Source organism: Pseudoxanthomonas indica, from assembly GCF_900167565.1.
Taxonomy (GTDB): Bacteria; Pseudomonadota; Gammaproteobacteria; order Xanthomonadales; family Xanthomonadaceae; genus Pseudoxanthomonas_A; species Pseudoxanthomonas_A indica.
The window spans coordinates 312,387-326,776 of sequence record NZ_FUZV01000001.1 but is presented as its reverse complement, the minus strand read 5'-3'; the positions used below and the strand labels follow the sequence as shown (position 1 = coordinate 326,776).

Here is a 14,390-nt window from a genome sequence, read left to right as displayed (position 1 = left end):
CGGGGTTTTCTTTATCTGGTGCCGAAGGTGGGACTCGAACCCACACGCTTTTAAGGGCGGCGGATTTTGAGTCCGCTGCGTCTACCATTCCGCCACTTCGGCAAGGTCGGGGAGTATAGCCGAGCCGATGCCCGCAGGACAGCCTCAGACCACGCGATCGGTGCCGAGCAGGCGCTCGCCGCGCGTCTGCCAGCCGTTGCCGCCGGGCAGGCCTTCTTCCGGCGTGTAGATGCCGCAGCGGACCATGGTGCGCTGGTAGACATGCAGCGACACCGCGATGGCGTTGTCGCTGGGATTGCGGATGGTGTGGTACTCGTGCGGCGGAATCAGGCTGCCGGCCGAGCCGGTGCCGGCTTCGATGGTGCCGGCGGCGACAAAGCGGTAACGCTGATCGTCGTGTTCGGCCAGCTCGTACTGGGTGATTTCCAGGCGACCGCGCCAGACGCCTTCCACGCACCACATGCCCGAATGGTCATGGATCTTGGTGCCCTGGCCGGGGCCCCAGGTCATGGCGATCACGCTGTAGCCATGCTCGGGGCTGGTGTAGATCTCGCGGCGGGCGTAGTGATCGGCAATCGGCTCCAGCACGCAGCCGGGCAGGGAGACCGATTCGTCGCAGATCAGCGAGCACAGCGACTTGCGCAGGGCGTCGGTGATGGCGCGGTCATCGCCCAGGGCGACGGCGGCATCGATCGAGGCGATCAGTTTTTCCTGGCCGGGAAAATCGAGGGACATGGACGCAATCCAGAAGTGAGTGCGCTCATTCTAAGTGCGCCGGGCCCAAGCGCGAAGCGCCGACCGCCTGAACAGGGCAGTCGCGCCGATCCGGTCACAGCTTCGCCAGGAATCCCGCCACCGCCGGGGCAAAGCGCTCGAAGTCGACCAGGAAGGCGTCATGCCCCTGCGGCGATTCCAGCGGTACGAACTCCGTCTGCGCGCCACCCAACGCCAGGCCCTGGGCAATCTGCTCCTGCTGCTGCAGCGGGAACAGGATGTCGGTGACCGCGCCGATGGCCAGCGCCCGTTCCACCCGGATCTTCGCCAGCCCCTGCATGACGTCGCCGCCGGCGTACTCGGCCAGGTCGAACCAGTCCATCGAGCGGCTCAGGTACAGGTAGCAATTGGGATCGAAGCGGCGCACGAACCGCCGCGCATGGCCTTCCAGGTAGCTTTCCACCTGGAACTCCAGGCCGAAGGGCTCTTCGTCCGGACGGTCCGATTCCAGCCGCACCCGGCCAAAGCGGCCATCCCATTCCAGCGCCGAGCGGTAGGTGATGACGCCGAGCTTGCGCGCCATCCGCATGCCGGACTCGGGATAGTGGTCGTCGTCGTAGTGGCCGTGGTTCCAGGCCGGATCCAGGCGGATGGCTTCGCGCTGCAGCGAACGGATGGCGATCGAGAACGGCAACGCCTGCGCGCTGCCGGAGATGTTGATGTGCGAACGCGCCGCGCCGGGATGCAGCAACAGGTAGGCCAGCGCGGTCATGCCGCCCATCGAGTTGCCGATGATGCAGGCCAGAGTCTCGATGCCCAGCGCCTGCACCACGGCATGCGCGGCGCGGGCGCCGTCTTCCACCGACAGTTCGGGGAAGTCGAGCTGATACAGCGCCCCGGTCTGCGGATTGATCGACGCCGGGCCGGTGGAGCCCTTGCAGCTGCCCAGCGAGTTCACGCAGATCACGAACCAGCGATCCGTATCAATCGCCTTGCCCGGACCCAGCATGGCTTCCCACCAGCCTTCCTCGTCGTTGCCGGCGTTGCGCGCGGCGTGCGCGTCGGGCGACAGGCCGGTGACGATCAATACCGCGTTGTCGCGCGCGGCGTTGAGCTGGCCCCAGGTTTCGTAGGCGACACGCGCGCCGTGCAGTTCGCCGCCGCGCTTCATCGGGAAGGGCGAGGGCAGGGCATGGAACAGCGTGGCTGGCGGGATGAATTCAGTCATCGCGGCAGTTTAGAGGGCGGCTGCGGTGCTGGCGAGCCGCGAAGGCGACGCCCCGGTGCAGAGCGCGCGGCCGACGGCAGGGGCCGTCGGTGCGGCGGGCATCAGGGGACGATGCGATCAATCGTCAGCACGACTTCGCCCGCGTCGCCGGCCTTGACCGCGATGGCCGAGGCTTCCAGGTCACCGGACTTGGCCATCACGTCGCCGGCCTTGGAGACCCGCGCCACCAGTTCCACTTCCTGCACCTGCGACAGCTTGAGGGTCGGCATCGGGCTGTCGGCATCGCTCAGGGCGACGCTGGCCGGCAACTCGCTGGCCGTCAGGCGCTTGGCCGCCACCGGCATCGGCGGGCCACCACGCTGGCGGGCGAACACGAAGACCGTGTCCTGGGCGCCGACCTTGTCCTTGAGTTCCGGCGCGATTTCCACGCGTGCGCGCAGCAGCACCGGGCCGGTCGCGGCATCGATGGCTTCGACCGGCGGCGCGGCCAGGGCCGGCAATCCGGCTTCGGCGCGGGCCTCGTTGATCTGCGCGCGCAGGGTGGTGGCGGTATTGCCATCGACGCCGGCGAGCAGCGGCTCCCAGGTCTTGGCCGCTTCGGCCGGCTTGCCTTGCTGACGCTGCGCCACGCCGAGGAACCAGCGGGCGCGCTGGTGTTGCGGCGCGATGGTGAGCGCGCGCTCGAGCAGGGCCACGCCTTCGGCATCCAACTGCTTGCGCGGATCCGCGTACAGGCGGGCCTGCGCATTCTCGACCAGCACGTCGGCATCGTCCGGCGTGATCTTCAGCGCCTTGGCGAAGGCGGCCTGGGCATCGGCGTAACGCTCCATGCTCAGGTAGGTGCGACCGAGCAGGCGCCAGCCTTCCACCTCGTTGGGATTACGCGCGAGCGCGTCTTCCAGTTGCTTGACCGCGGTGTCCAGGTCCTGCGGCATTTCCGCGGTGGCGGATTGCGGCTGCAGGTCCATGGCGGCCGGGGTACCGACCAGTCGATACAGGGCAATGGCGCCCAGTCCCAGGGTGACCAGCGCGGCCAGGAAAATCGGGCGTGAGCTTTTCCACAGCGGAAACAGCACGGCCACCAGCGCGACCACCGTGATCAGGGCGGCGAGTGCAGCAAACAGATTCATCACCACTCCTGCTCATCGTTGGCGGGCGGAACTTCGCGTTGCGAGCGGCGGCGCACGATGTTGACCACCACCACGCCGCCAATCAGCACCAGCGCGGCCGGACCAAACCACAGCAGCCAGGTGCCGGGCGCCACATCGGGCTTGTACAGCACGAACTCGCCGTAACGCTCGACCAGGAACTGCTTGATCTGCGCATCGTTCTTGCCCTGGCGCATCAGGTCCAGCACTTCGCGGCGCAGGTCATGGGCGATCTGCGCATTGGAATCGGCCAGTGACTGGTTCTGGCACATCACGCAACGCAGTTCGGCGGTGAGCCGGTGGAAGTGCGCTTCTTCCGCATCATCGCGGAACACCAGCGGGGTGGGGTCGCTGGCCTGCGCCAGCACCGCGCCGGTGGCCAGCACACTGGCCAGAACCAGCAGGCCGGTGGCCAGCCAGGCGTGCGCCTGCGCGCGAACGGGCGACATCATCGCTTGCCCTCGGCCTTCTCGAGCGCGGGAATCAGCTCGTTGGCAAGGATGTCATCGGTGACCGCGCCGACATGCTTCCAGCGCACGATGCCCTGGCCATCGACCAGGAAGGTTTCCGGCGCGCCATAGATGCCCCAGTCGATGGCGGTGCGGCCGTCTTCATCGGCGATTACCAGCATGTAGGGATTGCCGAACTGCTCCAGCCAGCGCAGTGCTTCGCCGCGCTCATCCTTGAGGTTGTAGCCGATGAAGCGCACGCGCTTGGTCAGGGCGAACTTGGTCAGCACCGGATGCTCGACCCGGCATTCCGGACACCAGCTGCCCCAGACATTCATGACGTAGGGCGCGCCAGCGAGATCCTTGTTGCTGATGCGCACGTTGGGATCGTGCAGCACCGGCAGGCTGAAGGCCGGTGCGGACTTGCCGATCAGCGGCGACGGCAGCGACTCGCGATCGGCGCGCCCGGACTGCTTGACGCCGTAGGCCAGCAGCACCATCAGGCCGACAAAGAACAGGCCGATGATGACGGCGGCAAACACCAGCGCACCACGCGACTTGGGCGGCACGGCAGGAGGCGGCGTGCTGGAAGAAGGGTTCGAAGGATCGTTCATGCGCTGCGGGTCTCCGGTGTGCGGCGGAAGCGCTTGTCGGCAGCGGTGATGAAGGCGCCCAGCGCCATCATCAATGCACCCAGCCAGATCCAGCGCACGAATGGCTTGATATGCACGCGTACCGCCCAGGCGCCATTGCCCAGCGGTTCGCCCAGCGCCACGTAGACATCGCCGAACAGGCCAGGGCGAATGCCGGCTTCGGACATTACCTGGCCACCGCTGGCGTAGGCACGCTTTTCCGGGTGCAGCAGCACCAGCTCGCGATCGCCGCGCAGCACGCGCACATGGCCGCGATCGGACAGGTAGTTGGGGCCCTGGGTCTCGTCGACGCCTTCAAAGCGGAAGGCGTAGCCACTCATCTCCAGCGTCTGCCCCGGCTTGAGCGCCAGTTCGCGCTGCACGTTCTGCGCTTCCACCAGCAGCGCGCCGACCACGAACACCGCAATGCCCAGATGCGCCAGGATCATGCCGAGCATTTCCGGGGTGAGCCGACCATTGCTGCGCAGGCGCGTCCACAGGAATCGCAACGTGCCCAGCGCCACCCACGCACCACCAAGCGCACCGGCTGCGGTTTTCCACGCGCCCTGCGGGGCCATGAAATAGGCGGCGACCGCGACCAGCAGGGCCAGGCCGGCCCACGGTGCGAGCATCGCCAGCGGCTTGCTGGCCTGTTCGCGCTGCCAGCGGGTCAGCGGGCCGAACGGCACCAGCAGCACCAGCGGCGCCATCAACACCAGGAACAGCAGGCCGAAGTAGGGCGGGCCCACGGAAATCTTGCCCAGATCCAGTGCATCGGCAATCAGCGGATACAGCGTGCCCAGCAGCACCATGCCGCAGGCCGCGGCCAGCAGCACGTTGTTGGCCAGCAGCAGGGTCTCGCGCGAACTGGCGGTGAACGGCGCGCCTTCGCTGCGCGGCGCACGCAAGACGTACAGCAGCAGCGAGCCGCCAATCACGATGCCCAGGAAGGCCAGGATGAAGACACCGCGCGACGGATCCGCGGCAAACGCATGCACGCTGGTGATCACGCCGGAACGGACCAGGAAGGTGCCCAGCAGCGACAGCGAGAACGCGGCGATCGCAAGCAGCAGGGTCCAACCGGCAAAGCTGCCGCGCTTTTCAGTGACCGCTTGCGAATGCAGCAGCGCCGCACCCACCAGCCACGGCATGAAGCTGGCGTTCTCCACCGGATCCCAGAACCACCAGCCGCCCCAGCCCAGTTCGTAATACGCCCACCAGCTGCCCAGGGCGATGCCGATGGTGAGGAAGCCCCACGCGACATTCGTCCACGGGCGCGTCCAGCGCAGCCAGCGTGCATCGACGTGACCATCGAGCAGGGCGGCGATGGCGAACGCGAACGGCACCACGAAGCCGACGTAGCCCATGTAGAGCATCGGTGGGTGGATGATCAGGCCGGGGTCCTGCAGCAGCGGGTTCAAGTCGCGGCCTTCGGCCGGCACCATCAACAGGCGCTCGAACGGATTGGACGTAAGCAGCAGGAAGGCGGTGAAGCCCAGGCTGACCAGGCCCATCACGCCGAGCACGCGCGCCACCACCGGCTGCGGCAGCTTGCCGGAGAACAGCGCCACTGCCGTGGTCCACAGCGCCAGCACCAGCACCCACAACAACAGCGAACCTTCGTGCGAACCCCATACCGCCGAGTAGCGATACATCATCGGCAGCAGGGTGTTGGAATTGCTGGCGACGTACTTGACCGAAAAATCCTGCACCACGAAGGCGTGGGTCAGCACGGCGAAGGTCAGCAGCAGCAGTACGGTCTGGCCGTAAGCGGCCGGTCGCGCCAATGCCATCCAGTCGCTTTTGCCGCGATGCGCACCGGCCAGCGGCAGGATGGCCTGCACGGCGGCCACCAGCAGCGCCAGGATCAGGGTGATTTGGCCAAGTTCGGGGAGCATGCGTTCAGTACATCCAAAGTGGGAGACCCGCACTCGCCGGGCAGTGAACCATCGGGAAAGCGGACGCCGGCCTGTGCGCGACGCCGCGGCGAATCAATTGGCCGACCCCGACGCCGCGGCATCCGCCGGCGTCTGCACATCGTGCTTCTGGTGCGCCTTGCCCATCTTGTCCGCCACTTCCTTGGGCATGTAGGTCTCATCGTGCTTGGCCAGCACGTCCTCGGCCACGAACACGCCGTCCTTCATCGAACCAGTGGCCACCACCGCCTGACCTTCGCGGAACAGATCCGGCAGGATGCGGTCGTACACCACCGGCAACTGCGCGTCGCCGTCGGTGACGCGGAAATGCGCTTCCAGCGAACCGGACTCGCGCTTGAACGATCCTTTTTCGACCATGCCGCCCAGGCGGAAGCGCGCATGTTCGCCGGCTTCGCCGCGCAGCACTTCGGCCGGCGTATACAGGTAGGCCACGTTGCGCTGCAGCGCCATGGCGATCAGGGTGGCGGCGATAGCGGCAGCTACCACCAGCAGCAACACCCAGATCAGGCGGCGGCGGCGGGTGGGATTCATCGATTCAACTCCAATGGCTCGGCCGGCGGCGCCGACCTGGCATCGCGCGCGGCGCGCAGGCGCGCGGCACGCAGTTCACGCCGGATCTGCAGTTGCGGGACGATGACGTCCCACAGCAGCACCGCGGCGAATACGGCATAGGCGCCGATCACGTAACCCAGGTAGTTCATGGCTTGCCTCCGGCCAGCCGCGCCACCCAGTCCTTGCCCAGTTCGCGCCGCAGGTTGTCAGCGCGTGCGCGCGCCAGCAACGAGCCGGCAAACCAGAACTTGGTGGCCGCCACCATCAACCACAGCGGCAGCAGCATGCTGGCATCCATCTTGGAGCCACCCATCAGGCTGATGGTCTGGCCCTGGTGCAGCGAATTCCACCATTCCACCGAGTAACGGATGATCGGCAACAGCGCCACGCCCACGATCGACAGCAGGCCGGCGGCGCGCGCGGCGGCGCGGCGATCATCGATGGCGCCATACAGGCCGCTGACGCCCAGATACAGGAACAGCAGGATCAGTTCGGTGGTCAGGCGCGGATCCCAGTCCCACCAGGTGCCCCACATCGGCTTGCCCCAGATCGAACCGGTGGCCAGGGTGATCAGGGTGAACGCCGCGCCGATCGGCGCGCAGGCCATGGCGAGGATTTCGCACAGCTTGATCCGCCAGACCAGGGCGATGGCCGAATAGAACGCCATCAGGCCGAACACGAACAGGCTCATCCACGCGGCCGGCACATGGATGTAGAGGATGCGGAAGCTGTCACCCTGCTGGTAGTCGGCCGGCGCCACGAACAGGCCCTGCCACAGGCCCAGACCGAGCAGGATCAGCGCCGCCAGGTAGCACCAGGGCGTCCAGCGCGCGGCGAAGCGATCGAAGTAGGGCGGCGAGCCGAGTTGGTGAAACCAGCGGACGAGGGGATTCATGGCGTGCGTTGGGGCATCCAGTGGGATGCTGGCGCGGCTCTGTTCTGTGGATTCCGCCGCATTTTCCCAGACTGGGGCGACCGAGCCAAGCACGGGGCTGCGACCCAGCGTCGCAGGGCAATGGCCGGGTTCAGGCGCGTGGCAGCACGCCTTCGAGGAAGATTGAGACCGCTTCGCGCGCCTCCTGCTGGATGCGTGGCAGATCGGCCGCGCCAATCTGGCCGTTGACCGAGCGCAGGATGACGCCGCCGAACACCATCATGTAGAAGCGGTTGGCCGCCACGCTGGCATGTTCCAGCACCAGCCGGCCGGCCACGCGCTCGCGCTCGAACCAGGCGCTGAGCCGGCGCTCGGCCGGCGCCACGCCGTGCTCCATGAACCAGTCGCGCAGCTCCGGGAAGTTGAGCCCTTCGGCGATCACGATGCGATGGGTGACGATCCGGCCGGGCGAAAGCGTCTCGGCGACCATCCGCTCGGCGGCTTCGGGCAGCGCTTGCGGTGGCGGAAGCTGCGAGCCGTCGAGCAGATCCAGGCTGGCGCCAAAGGCGGCGATGCTGCGATCCATGATCGCCAGCGCCAGACCCTGCTTGTCGCCGTAGGCGCTGTACAGCGTGGAGAGCGAGCCCCCCGAACGGGCGACCACATCGGTCAGCCGCGCATCGCGATAGCCTTTTTCCAGGAACACCTCGGTGGCCGCTTCGAGGAAGCGCTCCACCCGCTGCTCACCGCGGCGATAGAAATCCGGGCGCGGGCGTTGCGGGCGGGCAGGGCGCGGCAGCGCCGGGGATCCGTCGGTCATGCGCTCAGTTCAATGCAATGCGGATGGCGGCGGCGGCCGTCAGCGGCGCCAGCACCAGCGCGAGCACCAGACCCGCGCCGAGCAGCAGCAACGCGCCGCCTGCATCCAGGCCCTGGGCACTGGCGGCAACGCTGCCGGCGCCAAACACCAGGATCGGCACGTACAGCGGCAGCGCCAGCAATGCCACCAGGATGCCGGAGCGACGCATGCCCACGGTCAGCGCGGCCACCACCGCGCCGAGCAGGCTCAACAACGGCGTGCCCAGCAGCAGCGAGACCAGCAGGATCGGCAATTGCGCGCGCGGCAGATGCAGCAGTTCGCCCAGCAGCGGCGTCACCAGCACCAGCGGCAATGCAGTGGTGGCCCAATGGGTCAGCACGCGCACCGCCACCAGCCAGGCCAGCGGCACCGGAGCGAGTATCCATTGCTCCAGCGAGCCGTCTTCGGCATCGCCACGGAACAGGGTGTCCAGCGACAGCAGGCCCGCCAGCAGCACCGCCACCCACAGCACCGCCGCCGCGACCTTCGCCAGCGCCTGCGGTTCTCCGCCCAATCCCAGTGCAAACAGCACCACCACCAGCAGGGCAAACAGGGCCGGCTGCGCGGCATCACCGCGGCGCCGCCACAACAAGCGCAGGTCGCGCAGGATCAAAGCCGCAGCGGCGCCGAACAAACCCGGTGCGGTGGACATCGGCGCGTTCATGCCTCACCTCCCAGATGCAGCATGCGGGTCTGCACCGGCGGCGCCGCATAGGCGCCATGCGTGGTGACCAGCGCCGCGCCGCCACCGCGCAGATGCGCGGAAATCATCCGGTTGACCAGGTTGATGCCCTGCAGATCGAGGTTGGCGTAAGGCTCGTCGAGCAACCACAGCGGTGCAGGCGACAGCCACAGGCGGGCCAGTGAAAGACGTTTCTTCTGGCCGGCCGACAGCTGCCGCGCCAGGCTGTCCTCGTAACCGCCCAGGCCGACCATGGCCAGCGCGTTGCCCGGCATCTGGCGTGCGCGGCGACCATGCAGGCCGCAGAGGAAGTGCAGGTTTTCCAAGGTGCTCAGATCGGCCTTCAAGGCTGGCAGGTGGCCCAGATACGCAATCGCATGCGAGCGCTGCGAAGCATTGGCGGGGCGTCCGTCGATATCGATATCGCCCTGGTCCGAGCGCAACAGGCCGGCCAGCACCCGCAACAGCGTGGTCTTGCCGGCGCCGTTGCCGCCCTGCACCAACAGCGCCTCACCGGCGTCCACCGCGAAGTCCAGCGGGCCGAACACCGGTTCGTCATTGCGCGTGAAGGTCAGGCCGCGCGCTGCAAGCAGGGGCGGATGGGCGTGGCTGAAATCGGTCATCGAAACGGCAGAAGCCTGGCGGCAGTGGGCGGCACAACAGCGCGCATTGTAAGCGGGCGGGGCCCCCGGCCGGGCCGGTGGGTGCCTTCAATGCGGACTTTCTGCATCAAACAAGGGCCACAACAGCTGCAGGCCCACCGGCAGCCGGCGGCGCCAGAACAGCAGGCCGCCCTGGCGAAAACGCCGCGCCAGCGCGCTGGCCTGGCTCAGGCTCAGGTCGCGGATCAGCCAGCCGGGTTCGCGCCAGCGACCCTGATCATCGCTGGCCTCGGCCGGACGGATGGGCCAGCCATGGCAGTCCAACAGCTGCTCCAGGCGCCGCGCGGCCAGCGCGTTCTCGTGCGCGCTGGCCTGTCCCGGTGGCGGATTGAAGGCGGTGACCAGCGCATAGGTGCTGCCCGGCCAACGGCGCTCCAGGTCGGGAGCGGGCCGGTCCACCTGCAGGGTGCAGGCGTGCCGACCAAGCTGGACGCGGTAGCAGGCCGCCTGCCATGCGGCCTGCAGGCGCTGTCTTTCCGTGGGCGGAACGCTGTAGCGATGCATGCCGCATCATCGCCTTGCACCGGCATTGCGTACACTCCCTGTCCCCCGTGGTTGCCGGAAAGGCGGATGCACCTTCAGACCAAATTGCCCAAGGTGGGCACCACCATCTTCACCGTGATGTCGCAGCTGGCCGCCGAACACGGCGCGGTCAACCTGGGCCAGGGCTTTCCGGATTTCGCGGTACCGCAGCGCCTGATCGACGAACTGGACCGCGCCATGCGCGCCGGCCACAACCAGTACGCGCCGATGACCGGCGTGCCGGTGCTGCGCCAGGCGATTGCCGACAAGCAACTGCGCTGCTACGGCCGCCAGGTCAATGTCGATACCGAGATCACCATCACCAGCGGCGCCACCGAAGCGCTGTTCAACGCCATCCACGCGGTGGTGCGTCCGGGCGAGGAAGTGATCGTGCTGGACCCGGCCTACGACAGCTACGAGCCGGCGTTCGAGCTGGCCGGCGCGAAAGCCGTGCACGTGGCGCTGGACCCGCAGACCTTCGCGGTCGACTGGGACCAGGTGCAGGCGGCCATCACCCCGCGTACCCGCGTGCTGATCATCAACAGTCCGCACAATCCCTCCGGCGCCATGCTCGCCGAAGCCGACATGCGCCGGCTGATCGAAATCCTGCGCGGCACCGAGATCGTGCTGATCTCCGACGAAGTCTACGAGCACATCGTGTTTGACGGCCGCCGCCACGAGTCGGCCCTGCGTTATCCGGAACTGGCCGAGCGCGCCTTCGTGGTGTCCAGCTTCGGCAAGACCTATCACTGCACCGGCTGGAAGATCGGTTATGCGATTGCGCCGCCGGCCTTGAGTGCCGAGTTCCGCAAGGTCCACCAGTACAACGTGTTCTGCACCTTCTCCCCGGCCCAGCATGCGTTTGCCGCGATGATCCGCGACGAGCCGGAGCACTACGAGCAGCTGGGCGCGTTCTATCAGGAAAAGCGCGATCACTTCCGCGCACAGTTGCTCGGCACCCGGCTCAAGCCGTTGCCGGTGCCGGGCGGCTATTTCCAGCTGGTGGATTATTCGGCGGTGAGCGATCTGCCGGACATCGAGTTCGTGCGCTGGCTGACTATCGAGCACGGCGTCACCGCCATTCCGCTGTCGCCGTTCTACGACAACCCGCCGCCGGGCCAACGCCTGGCGCGGCTGTGCTTCGCCAAGAACCAGGCGACGCTGGACGCGGCCATTGAACGCCTGAAGAAGCTGTAGGGGTGTCGACCATGCACGATTTGCGCATCTCCCTCATCCAAGGCGAAACCCGCTGGCACGATCCGTCCGGCAACCGCGACTACTACGCCGGCCTGATCGCACCGCTGGCGGGGCAGACGGATCTGGTGATCCTGCCGGAGACCTTCACCAGCGGCTTCAGCAATGACGCCATCGATCGCGCCGAAACCATGGACGGCGAAACCGTCGCCTGGATTCGCGCGCAGGCGCGCCAGCTCGATGCCGCCGTCACCGGCAGCGTGCAGCTGCGTGCCGAAGGCGGCGTGTTCAATCGTCTGCTCTGGGCCACGCCCGATGGCGAGCTGGCGTACTACGACAAGCGCCATCTGTTCCGTTACGCCGGTGAACACAAGCGCTATGCCGCCGGCAGCGAGCGTTTGTCGGTGGAATGGAAAGGCTGGCGAATCAATCCGCAGGTCTGCTACGACCTGCGCTTTCCGGTGTTCTGCCGCAATCGTTTCGATGTGGAGCGGCCGGGCCAGCTGGATTTTGATCTGCAGATCTTCGTGGCCAACTGGCCGGCGGCGCGGGCCCATGCCTGGCGCACCTTGTTGCGCGCGCGCGCGATTGAAAACCTCTGCTATGTGGCGGCGGTCAATCGTGCCGGCACCGATGGCAACGAGCTGACTTATTCGGGTGACAGTGCGGTGATCGATTTCCTCGGTCAGCCCGTGGCCGAGCTGGGGCCGGGCGAAGGCATCAGCACCAGCGTCATTTCCGCCGAGGCCTTGCAGCAGCATCGCGAGCGCTTCCCGGCGATGCTGGATGCGGATCGCTTCACCCTGGGCTGACGGCCGGCAGGATCTGGCAGACCGCCTGACACAGCGTCAGCACCTTGCCTTCGCCATTGCGCGCTTCGCCACGCAGATGCAACTGGTTGCGCGTGCGCTCGACCAGTTCGGCCGTGCAGATGATGTGGGTTTCTGACGGGGGGACCGGACGCAGGTACTGCGTATTCAAAGCGGTGGTCACGCTGGGCGGGGCAATCAGATACGAGAACGGACCCAAGGTGTTGTCCAGCGCCGCGACGATGAAGCCGCCTTGCATATGCCCCATCGGATTCTGGTAGCGCTTCAGTACCGGGAAACGCAGGCGTAACGACTGACCTTCGATGTACTCCAGCACCTCACCTTGCATATCGACCAGGCAGGGCGGCGGAATCTGCAGGGGCACGCCGGCAGGCAGACGCGCGCGGAGCAGGGCATTGATGTCTGGCACGTCGCTCATCGGGTAAAGCTCAGCTCAAAGGACACATGGAAAGGTGCGCGCGGCGGCGGCTCCAGGAAGCGACCACTCAACTCGTGCTCCACGCATTGCGCCAAGGCCGTGTCGCCCTGACGCCAGGTACGGACAATCTTGCCCCGCGCATCCAACTCGGCCACCACCACAAAGGCAGTGGTGTCCGGATTGGGGCTGGCGCAGTCGGCAACCGCGGTGTCCAGCTGGCGCGATTGCGCCTGCTGGATGTTCGCGCGTTGGGTCACGGTCAGCGTCGCTTCGTCGGCATCGGCCGCACGCTTGGCGGCGTTGAAATCCACTGACGTGCTGGCCTGCGCCAGCGCGCGAGATGGTGCAAAGACAACCGCCAGTAACAGCGCGGCAACGACAGCGCCGGCCAACGTGAAGCCGATGCGCATCACGGCTGACCCTGGGCCGGCGCCGGAGCGGCAGGCGCCGACGGGGCGGCCGGCGCTGCCGGCGCAGCGGGCGCCTTGGGCGGATGGATGCGCAGCAGCTTGCCGTTGTCCTCATCGGTCAGCACATAGATCGCACCGTCAGCGGCTACGCGCACATCACGCACGCGCTCGCTGTTTTCGCTCAGCAGGCGTTCTTCACCGACGATCTTGTCGCCGTCCAAACTCAGGCGGATCAAATTGCTCTCCGCCAGCGAGCCCAGGAACAGGCTGTTGTTCCAGGGCGAATCCGCATGCCCGGTATAGAACGCCATGCCGCTCAGGCCAGGCGACTTGGCCCAGTAATGGAACGGCTGCTCCATGCCTTCCTTGACCTGGCCCTGCGCTTCGGGAATCGGCAGACCGGAGTAGTTGATGCCGTAGGTGATGATCGGCCAGCCGTAATTCTTGCCCGGCTGCGGATGATTGAGTTCGTCGCCGCCGCGCGGGCCATGCTCGGATTCCCACAAGGTGCCGGTGCGCGGATCGAATGCCAGTCCCTGCATGTTGCGGTGGCCGTAGCTCCAGATTTCCGGACGCGCGTTGGCCTGGCCGACGAAGGGATTGTCCTGCGGCACGCTGCCATCCAGGTTCAGGCGCACCAGCTTGCCCTGCAGCTTGTCCAGCTCCTGCGAGGTGGGGCGATGGTTGCGTTCGCCCTGGCTGATGAAGATATGACCCTGGCCATCAAAGGCCAGCCGCGAGCCGAAATGCGCTTCACCATCGAGCTTGGGCAGTTGCTGGTAAATGCGCTTGACCTCGGTGAGCGCGCCATCGCCCAGGATCGCCGTGGCCACGGCGGTGCCGGCCAGGCCCTTGTCGCCAGCTTCGGCATAGCTGAGGAAGATGCGCTTGCTGCTGGCGAAGTCCGGCGCCAGCACCACGTCGAGCAGGCCACCCTGGCCTTCGGCGAACACCGCCGGCACGCCGGTGTACGGCGCGGAGATCGCGCCGTCGGCGCCGACGTGGCGCAGCTGGCCGCTGCGCTCGGTGACCAGGAAGCCGCCCTCCGGCAGCAGCGCCACCGACCACGGATGATCCAGGCCAGCCGCGATCTGCTGGACTTCAATCGCGCCCAAGGTGCTGGCCAGACTCTTGGCAGCGACCGGTTGCGCGGGTGCGGGCTGCGCTGCGGCCGGAGTGGCGGCTTCGGGCGCGGGCGAGCAGGCGACCAGCAACACGGCGAGGGTGGTGGCCACGGCAAGACGGGACTTCAAGGGCATCGGGAGCTCCTGGGGGAATG

18 protein-coding genes and 1 tRNA gene are annotated in these 14,390 nt (G+C 67.1%); 2 read left to right on the top strand and 17 right to left on the bottom strand.

Annotated elements, in window-relative coordinates:
- Positions 1-16 precede the first annotated feature (16 nt).
- From B5X78_RS01520 to B5X78_RS01455, 14 genes are all read right to left on the bottom strand, one after another.
- Positions 17-102 (bottom strand) — tRNA-Leu (locus B5X78_RS01520).
- A 42-nt stretch (positions 103-144) separates the two neighbouring features.
- Positions 145-735 (bottom strand): cysteine dioxygenase family protein, encoded by a 591-nt coding sequence (locus B5X78_RS01515; protein ID WP_079722724.1) that lies wholly within the window; start codon positions 733-735, stop codon positions 145-147.
- 94 nt (positions 736-829) lie between these two features.
- A complete protein-coding gene (gene metX, locus B5X78_RS01510) occupies positions 830-1,942 on the bottom strand; it encodes a homoserine O-acetyltransferase MetX (protein WP_079722723.1) in 1,113 nt (370 codons plus the stop codon).
- A 101-nt stretch (positions 1,943-2,043) separates the two neighbouring features.
- A complete protein-coding gene (locus tag B5X78_RS01505; RefSeq protein WP_139381346.1) occupies positions 2,044-3,072 on the bottom strand; it encodes a tetratricopeptide repeat protein in 1,029 nt (342 codons plus the stop codon).
- Positions 3,072-3,539: a cytochrome c-type biogenesis protein gene (locus B5X78_RS01500; RefSeq protein ID WP_079722721.1), complete on the bottom strand. Its 468-nt coding sequence runs from the start codon at positions 3,537-3,539 to the stop codon at positions 3,072-3,074. The genes B5X78_RS01505 and B5X78_RS01500 overlap by 1 nt, the downstream gene beginning before the upstream one ends.
- On the bottom strand, positions 3,539-4,153 hold the full coding sequence (locus B5X78_RS01495) for a DsbE family thiol:disulfide interchange protein (protein WP_079722720.1): 615 nt from the start codon (positions 4,151-4,153) through the stop codon (positions 3,539-3,541). The genes B5X78_RS01500 and B5X78_RS01495 overlap by 1 nt, the downstream gene beginning before the upstream one ends.
- Entirely contained in the window at positions 4,150-6,069 is a 1,920-nt protein-coding gene (locus B5X78_RS01490; RefSeq protein WP_079722719.1) for a heme lyase CcmF/NrfE family subunit, read from the bottom strand. Before B5X78_RS01490 ends, B5X78_RS01495 begins: the two co-directional genes overlap by 4 nt.
- Positions 6,070-6,162: 93 nt before the next feature.
- Positions 6,163-6,639 (bottom strand): cytochrome c maturation protein CcmE, encoded by a 477-nt coding sequence (gene ccmE, locus B5X78_RS01485; RefSeq protein ID WP_079722718.1) that lies wholly within the window; start codon positions 6,637-6,639, stop codon positions 6,163-6,165.
- The gene (gene ccmD / locus B5X78_RS01480) at positions 6,636-6,809 is read right to left on the bottom strand and encodes a heme exporter protein CcmD (protein ID WP_079722717.1); all 174 of its coding nucleotides are present in this window, start codon (positions 6,807-6,809) and stop codon (positions 6,636-6,638) included. The genes ccmE and ccmD overlap by 4 nt, the downstream gene beginning before the upstream one ends.
- Complete coding sequence (locus B5X78_RS01475) at positions 6,806-7,555, bottom strand: heme ABC transporter permease (RefSeq protein WP_079722716.1); 750 nt, start codon at positions 7,553-7,555, stop codon at positions 6,806-6,808. The genes ccmD and B5X78_RS01475 overlap by 4 nt, the downstream gene beginning before the upstream one ends.
- A gap of 130 nt (positions 7,556-7,685) precedes the next feature.
- Complete coding sequence (locus B5X78_RS01470; protein ID WP_079722715.1) at positions 7,686-8,354, bottom strand: TetR/AcrR family transcriptional regulator; 669 nt, start codon at positions 8,352-8,354, stop codon at positions 7,686-7,688.
- Between the two features lie 4 nt (positions 8,355-8,358).
- On the bottom strand, positions 8,359-9,057 hold the full coding sequence (ccmB, locus tag B5X78_RS01465) for a heme exporter protein CcmB (RefSeq protein ID WP_139381345.1): 699 nt from the start codon (positions 9,055-9,057) through the stop codon (positions 8,359-8,361).
- Positions 9,054-9,698 (bottom strand): heme ABC exporter ATP-binding protein CcmA, encoded by a 645-nt coding sequence (gene ccmA / locus B5X78_RS01460; protein ID WP_079722714.1) that lies wholly within the window; start codon positions 9,696-9,698, stop codon positions 9,054-9,056. The genes ccmB and ccmA overlap by 4 nt, the downstream gene beginning before the upstream one ends.
- An 87-nt stretch (positions 9,699-9,785) precedes the next feature.
- Positions 9,786-10,241 (bottom strand): DUF3293 domain-containing protein, encoded by a 456-nt coding sequence (locus B5X78_RS01455; protein WP_079722713.1) that lies wholly within the window; start codon positions 10,239-10,241, stop codon positions 9,786-9,788.
- Between the two features lie 66 nt (positions 10,242-10,307).
- Here B5X78_RS01455 and B5X78_RS01450 point away from each other — a divergent pair, with 66 nt between their 5' ends.
- Entirely contained in the window at positions 10,308-11,456 is a 1,149-nt protein-coding gene (locus B5X78_RS01450; protein WP_079722712.1) for a pyridoxal phosphate-dependent aminotransferase, read from the top strand.
- A gap of 11 nt (positions 11,457-11,467) precedes the next feature.
- Entirely contained in the window at positions 11,468-12,265 is a 798-nt protein-coding gene (locus B5X78_RS01445) for an amidohydrolase (protein ID WP_079722711.1), read from the top strand.
- Here the strand turns inward: B5X78_RS01445 and B5X78_RS01440 are convergent.
- The 3 genes from B5X78_RS01440 to B5X78_RS01430 are packed head-to-tail and all read right to left on the bottom strand — an operon-like array spanning position 12,252 to position 14,370.
- Positions 12,252-12,701 carry a PaaI family thioesterase gene (locus B5X78_RS01440; RefSeq protein WP_079722710.1) on the bottom strand — a complete coding sequence of 150 codons (450 nt, stop codon included), beginning with the start codon at positions 12,699-12,701 and terminating at the stop codon, positions 12,252-12,254. The genes B5X78_RS01445 and B5X78_RS01440 overlap by 14 nt on opposite strands.
- Positions 12,698-13,111: a hypothetical protein gene (locus tag B5X78_RS01435; protein WP_079722709.1), complete on the bottom strand. Its 414-nt coding sequence runs from the start codon at positions 13,109-13,111 to the stop codon at positions 12,698-12,700. Before B5X78_RS01435 ends, B5X78_RS01440 begins: the two co-directional genes overlap by 4 nt.
- Positions 13,111-14,370, bottom strand: a complete 1,260-nt coding sequence (locus tag B5X78_RS01430) for a PQQ-dependent sugar dehydrogenase (RefSeq protein ID WP_079722708.1) — start codon at positions 14,368-14,370, stop codon at positions 13,111-13,113. Before B5X78_RS01430 ends, B5X78_RS01435 begins: the two co-directional genes overlap by 1 nt.
- Positions 14,371-14,390: the final 20 nt, after the last annotated feature.

Coding starts and splice junctions, on each gene's coding strand:
- B5X78_RS01445 (WP_079722711.1), top strand. CDS start 11,468: ATGCACGATTTGCGCATCTCCCTCATCCAAGGCGAAACCCGCTGGCAC.
- B5X78_RS01500 (WP_079722721.1), bottom strand. CDS start 3,539: ATGTCGCCCGTTCGCGCGCAGGCGCACGCCTGGCTGGCCACCGGCCTG.
- B5X78_RS01430 (WP_079722708.1), bottom strand. CDS start 14,370: ATGCCCTTGAAGTCCCGTCTTGCCGTGGCCACCACCCTCGCCGTGTTG.
- B5X78_RS01450 (WP_079722712.1), top strand. CDS start 10,308: ATGCACCTTCAGACCAAATTGCCCAAGGTGGGCACCACCATCTTCACC.
- B5X78_RS01440 (WP_079722710.1), bottom strand. CDS start 12,701: ATGAGCGACGTGCCAGACATCAATGCCCTGCTCCGCGCGCGTCTGCCT.
- ccmA (WP_079722714.1), bottom strand. CDS start 9,698: ATGACCGATTTCAGCCACGCCCATCCGCCCCTGCTTGCAGCGCGCGGC.
- B5X78_RS01475 (WP_079722716.1), bottom strand. CDS start 7,555: ATGAATCCCCTCGTCCGCTGGTTTCACCAACTCGGCTCGCCGCCCTAC.
- ccmB (WP_139381345.1), bottom strand. CDS start 9,057: ATGAACGCGCCGATGTCCACCGCACCGGGTTTGTTCGGCGCCGCTGCG.
- B5X78_RS01470 (WP_079722715.1), bottom strand. CDS start 8,354: ATGACCGACGGATCCCCGGCGCTGCCGCGCCCTGCCCGCCCGCAACGC.
- ccmD (WP_079722717.1), bottom strand. CDS start 6,809: ATGAACTACCTGGGTTACGTGATCGGCGCCTATGCCGTATTCGCCGCG.
- ccmE (WP_079722718.1), bottom strand. CDS start 6,639: ATGAATCCCACCCGCCGCCGCCGCCTGATCTGGGTGTTGCTGCTGGTG.
- B5X78_RS01490 (WP_079722719.1), bottom strand. CDS start 6,069: ATGCTCCCCGAACTTGGCCAAATCACCCTGATCCTGGCGCTGCTGGTG.
- B5X78_RS01495 (WP_079722720.1), bottom strand. CDS start 4,153: ATGAACGATCCTTCGAACCCTTCTTCCAGCACGCCGCCTCCTGCCGTG.
- B5X78_RS01435 (WP_079722709.1), bottom strand. CDS start 13,111: ATGCGCATCGGCTTCACGTTGGCCGGCGCTGTCGTTGCCGCGCTGTTA.
- B5X78_RS01515 (WP_079722724.1), bottom strand. CDS start 735: ATGTCCCTCGATTTTCCCGGCCAGGAAAAACTGATCGCCTCGATCGAT.
- B5X78_RS01505 (WP_139381346.1), bottom strand. CDS start 3,072: ATGAATCTGTTTGCTGCACTCGCCGCCCTGATCACGGTGGTCGCGCTG.
- metX (WP_079722723.1), bottom strand. CDS start 1,942: ATGACTGAATTCATCCCGCCAGCCACGCTGTTCCATGCCCTGCCCTCG.
- B5X78_RS01455 (WP_079722713.1), bottom strand. CDS start 10,241: ATGCATCGCTACAGCGTTCCGCCCACGGAAAGACAGCGCCTGCAGGCC.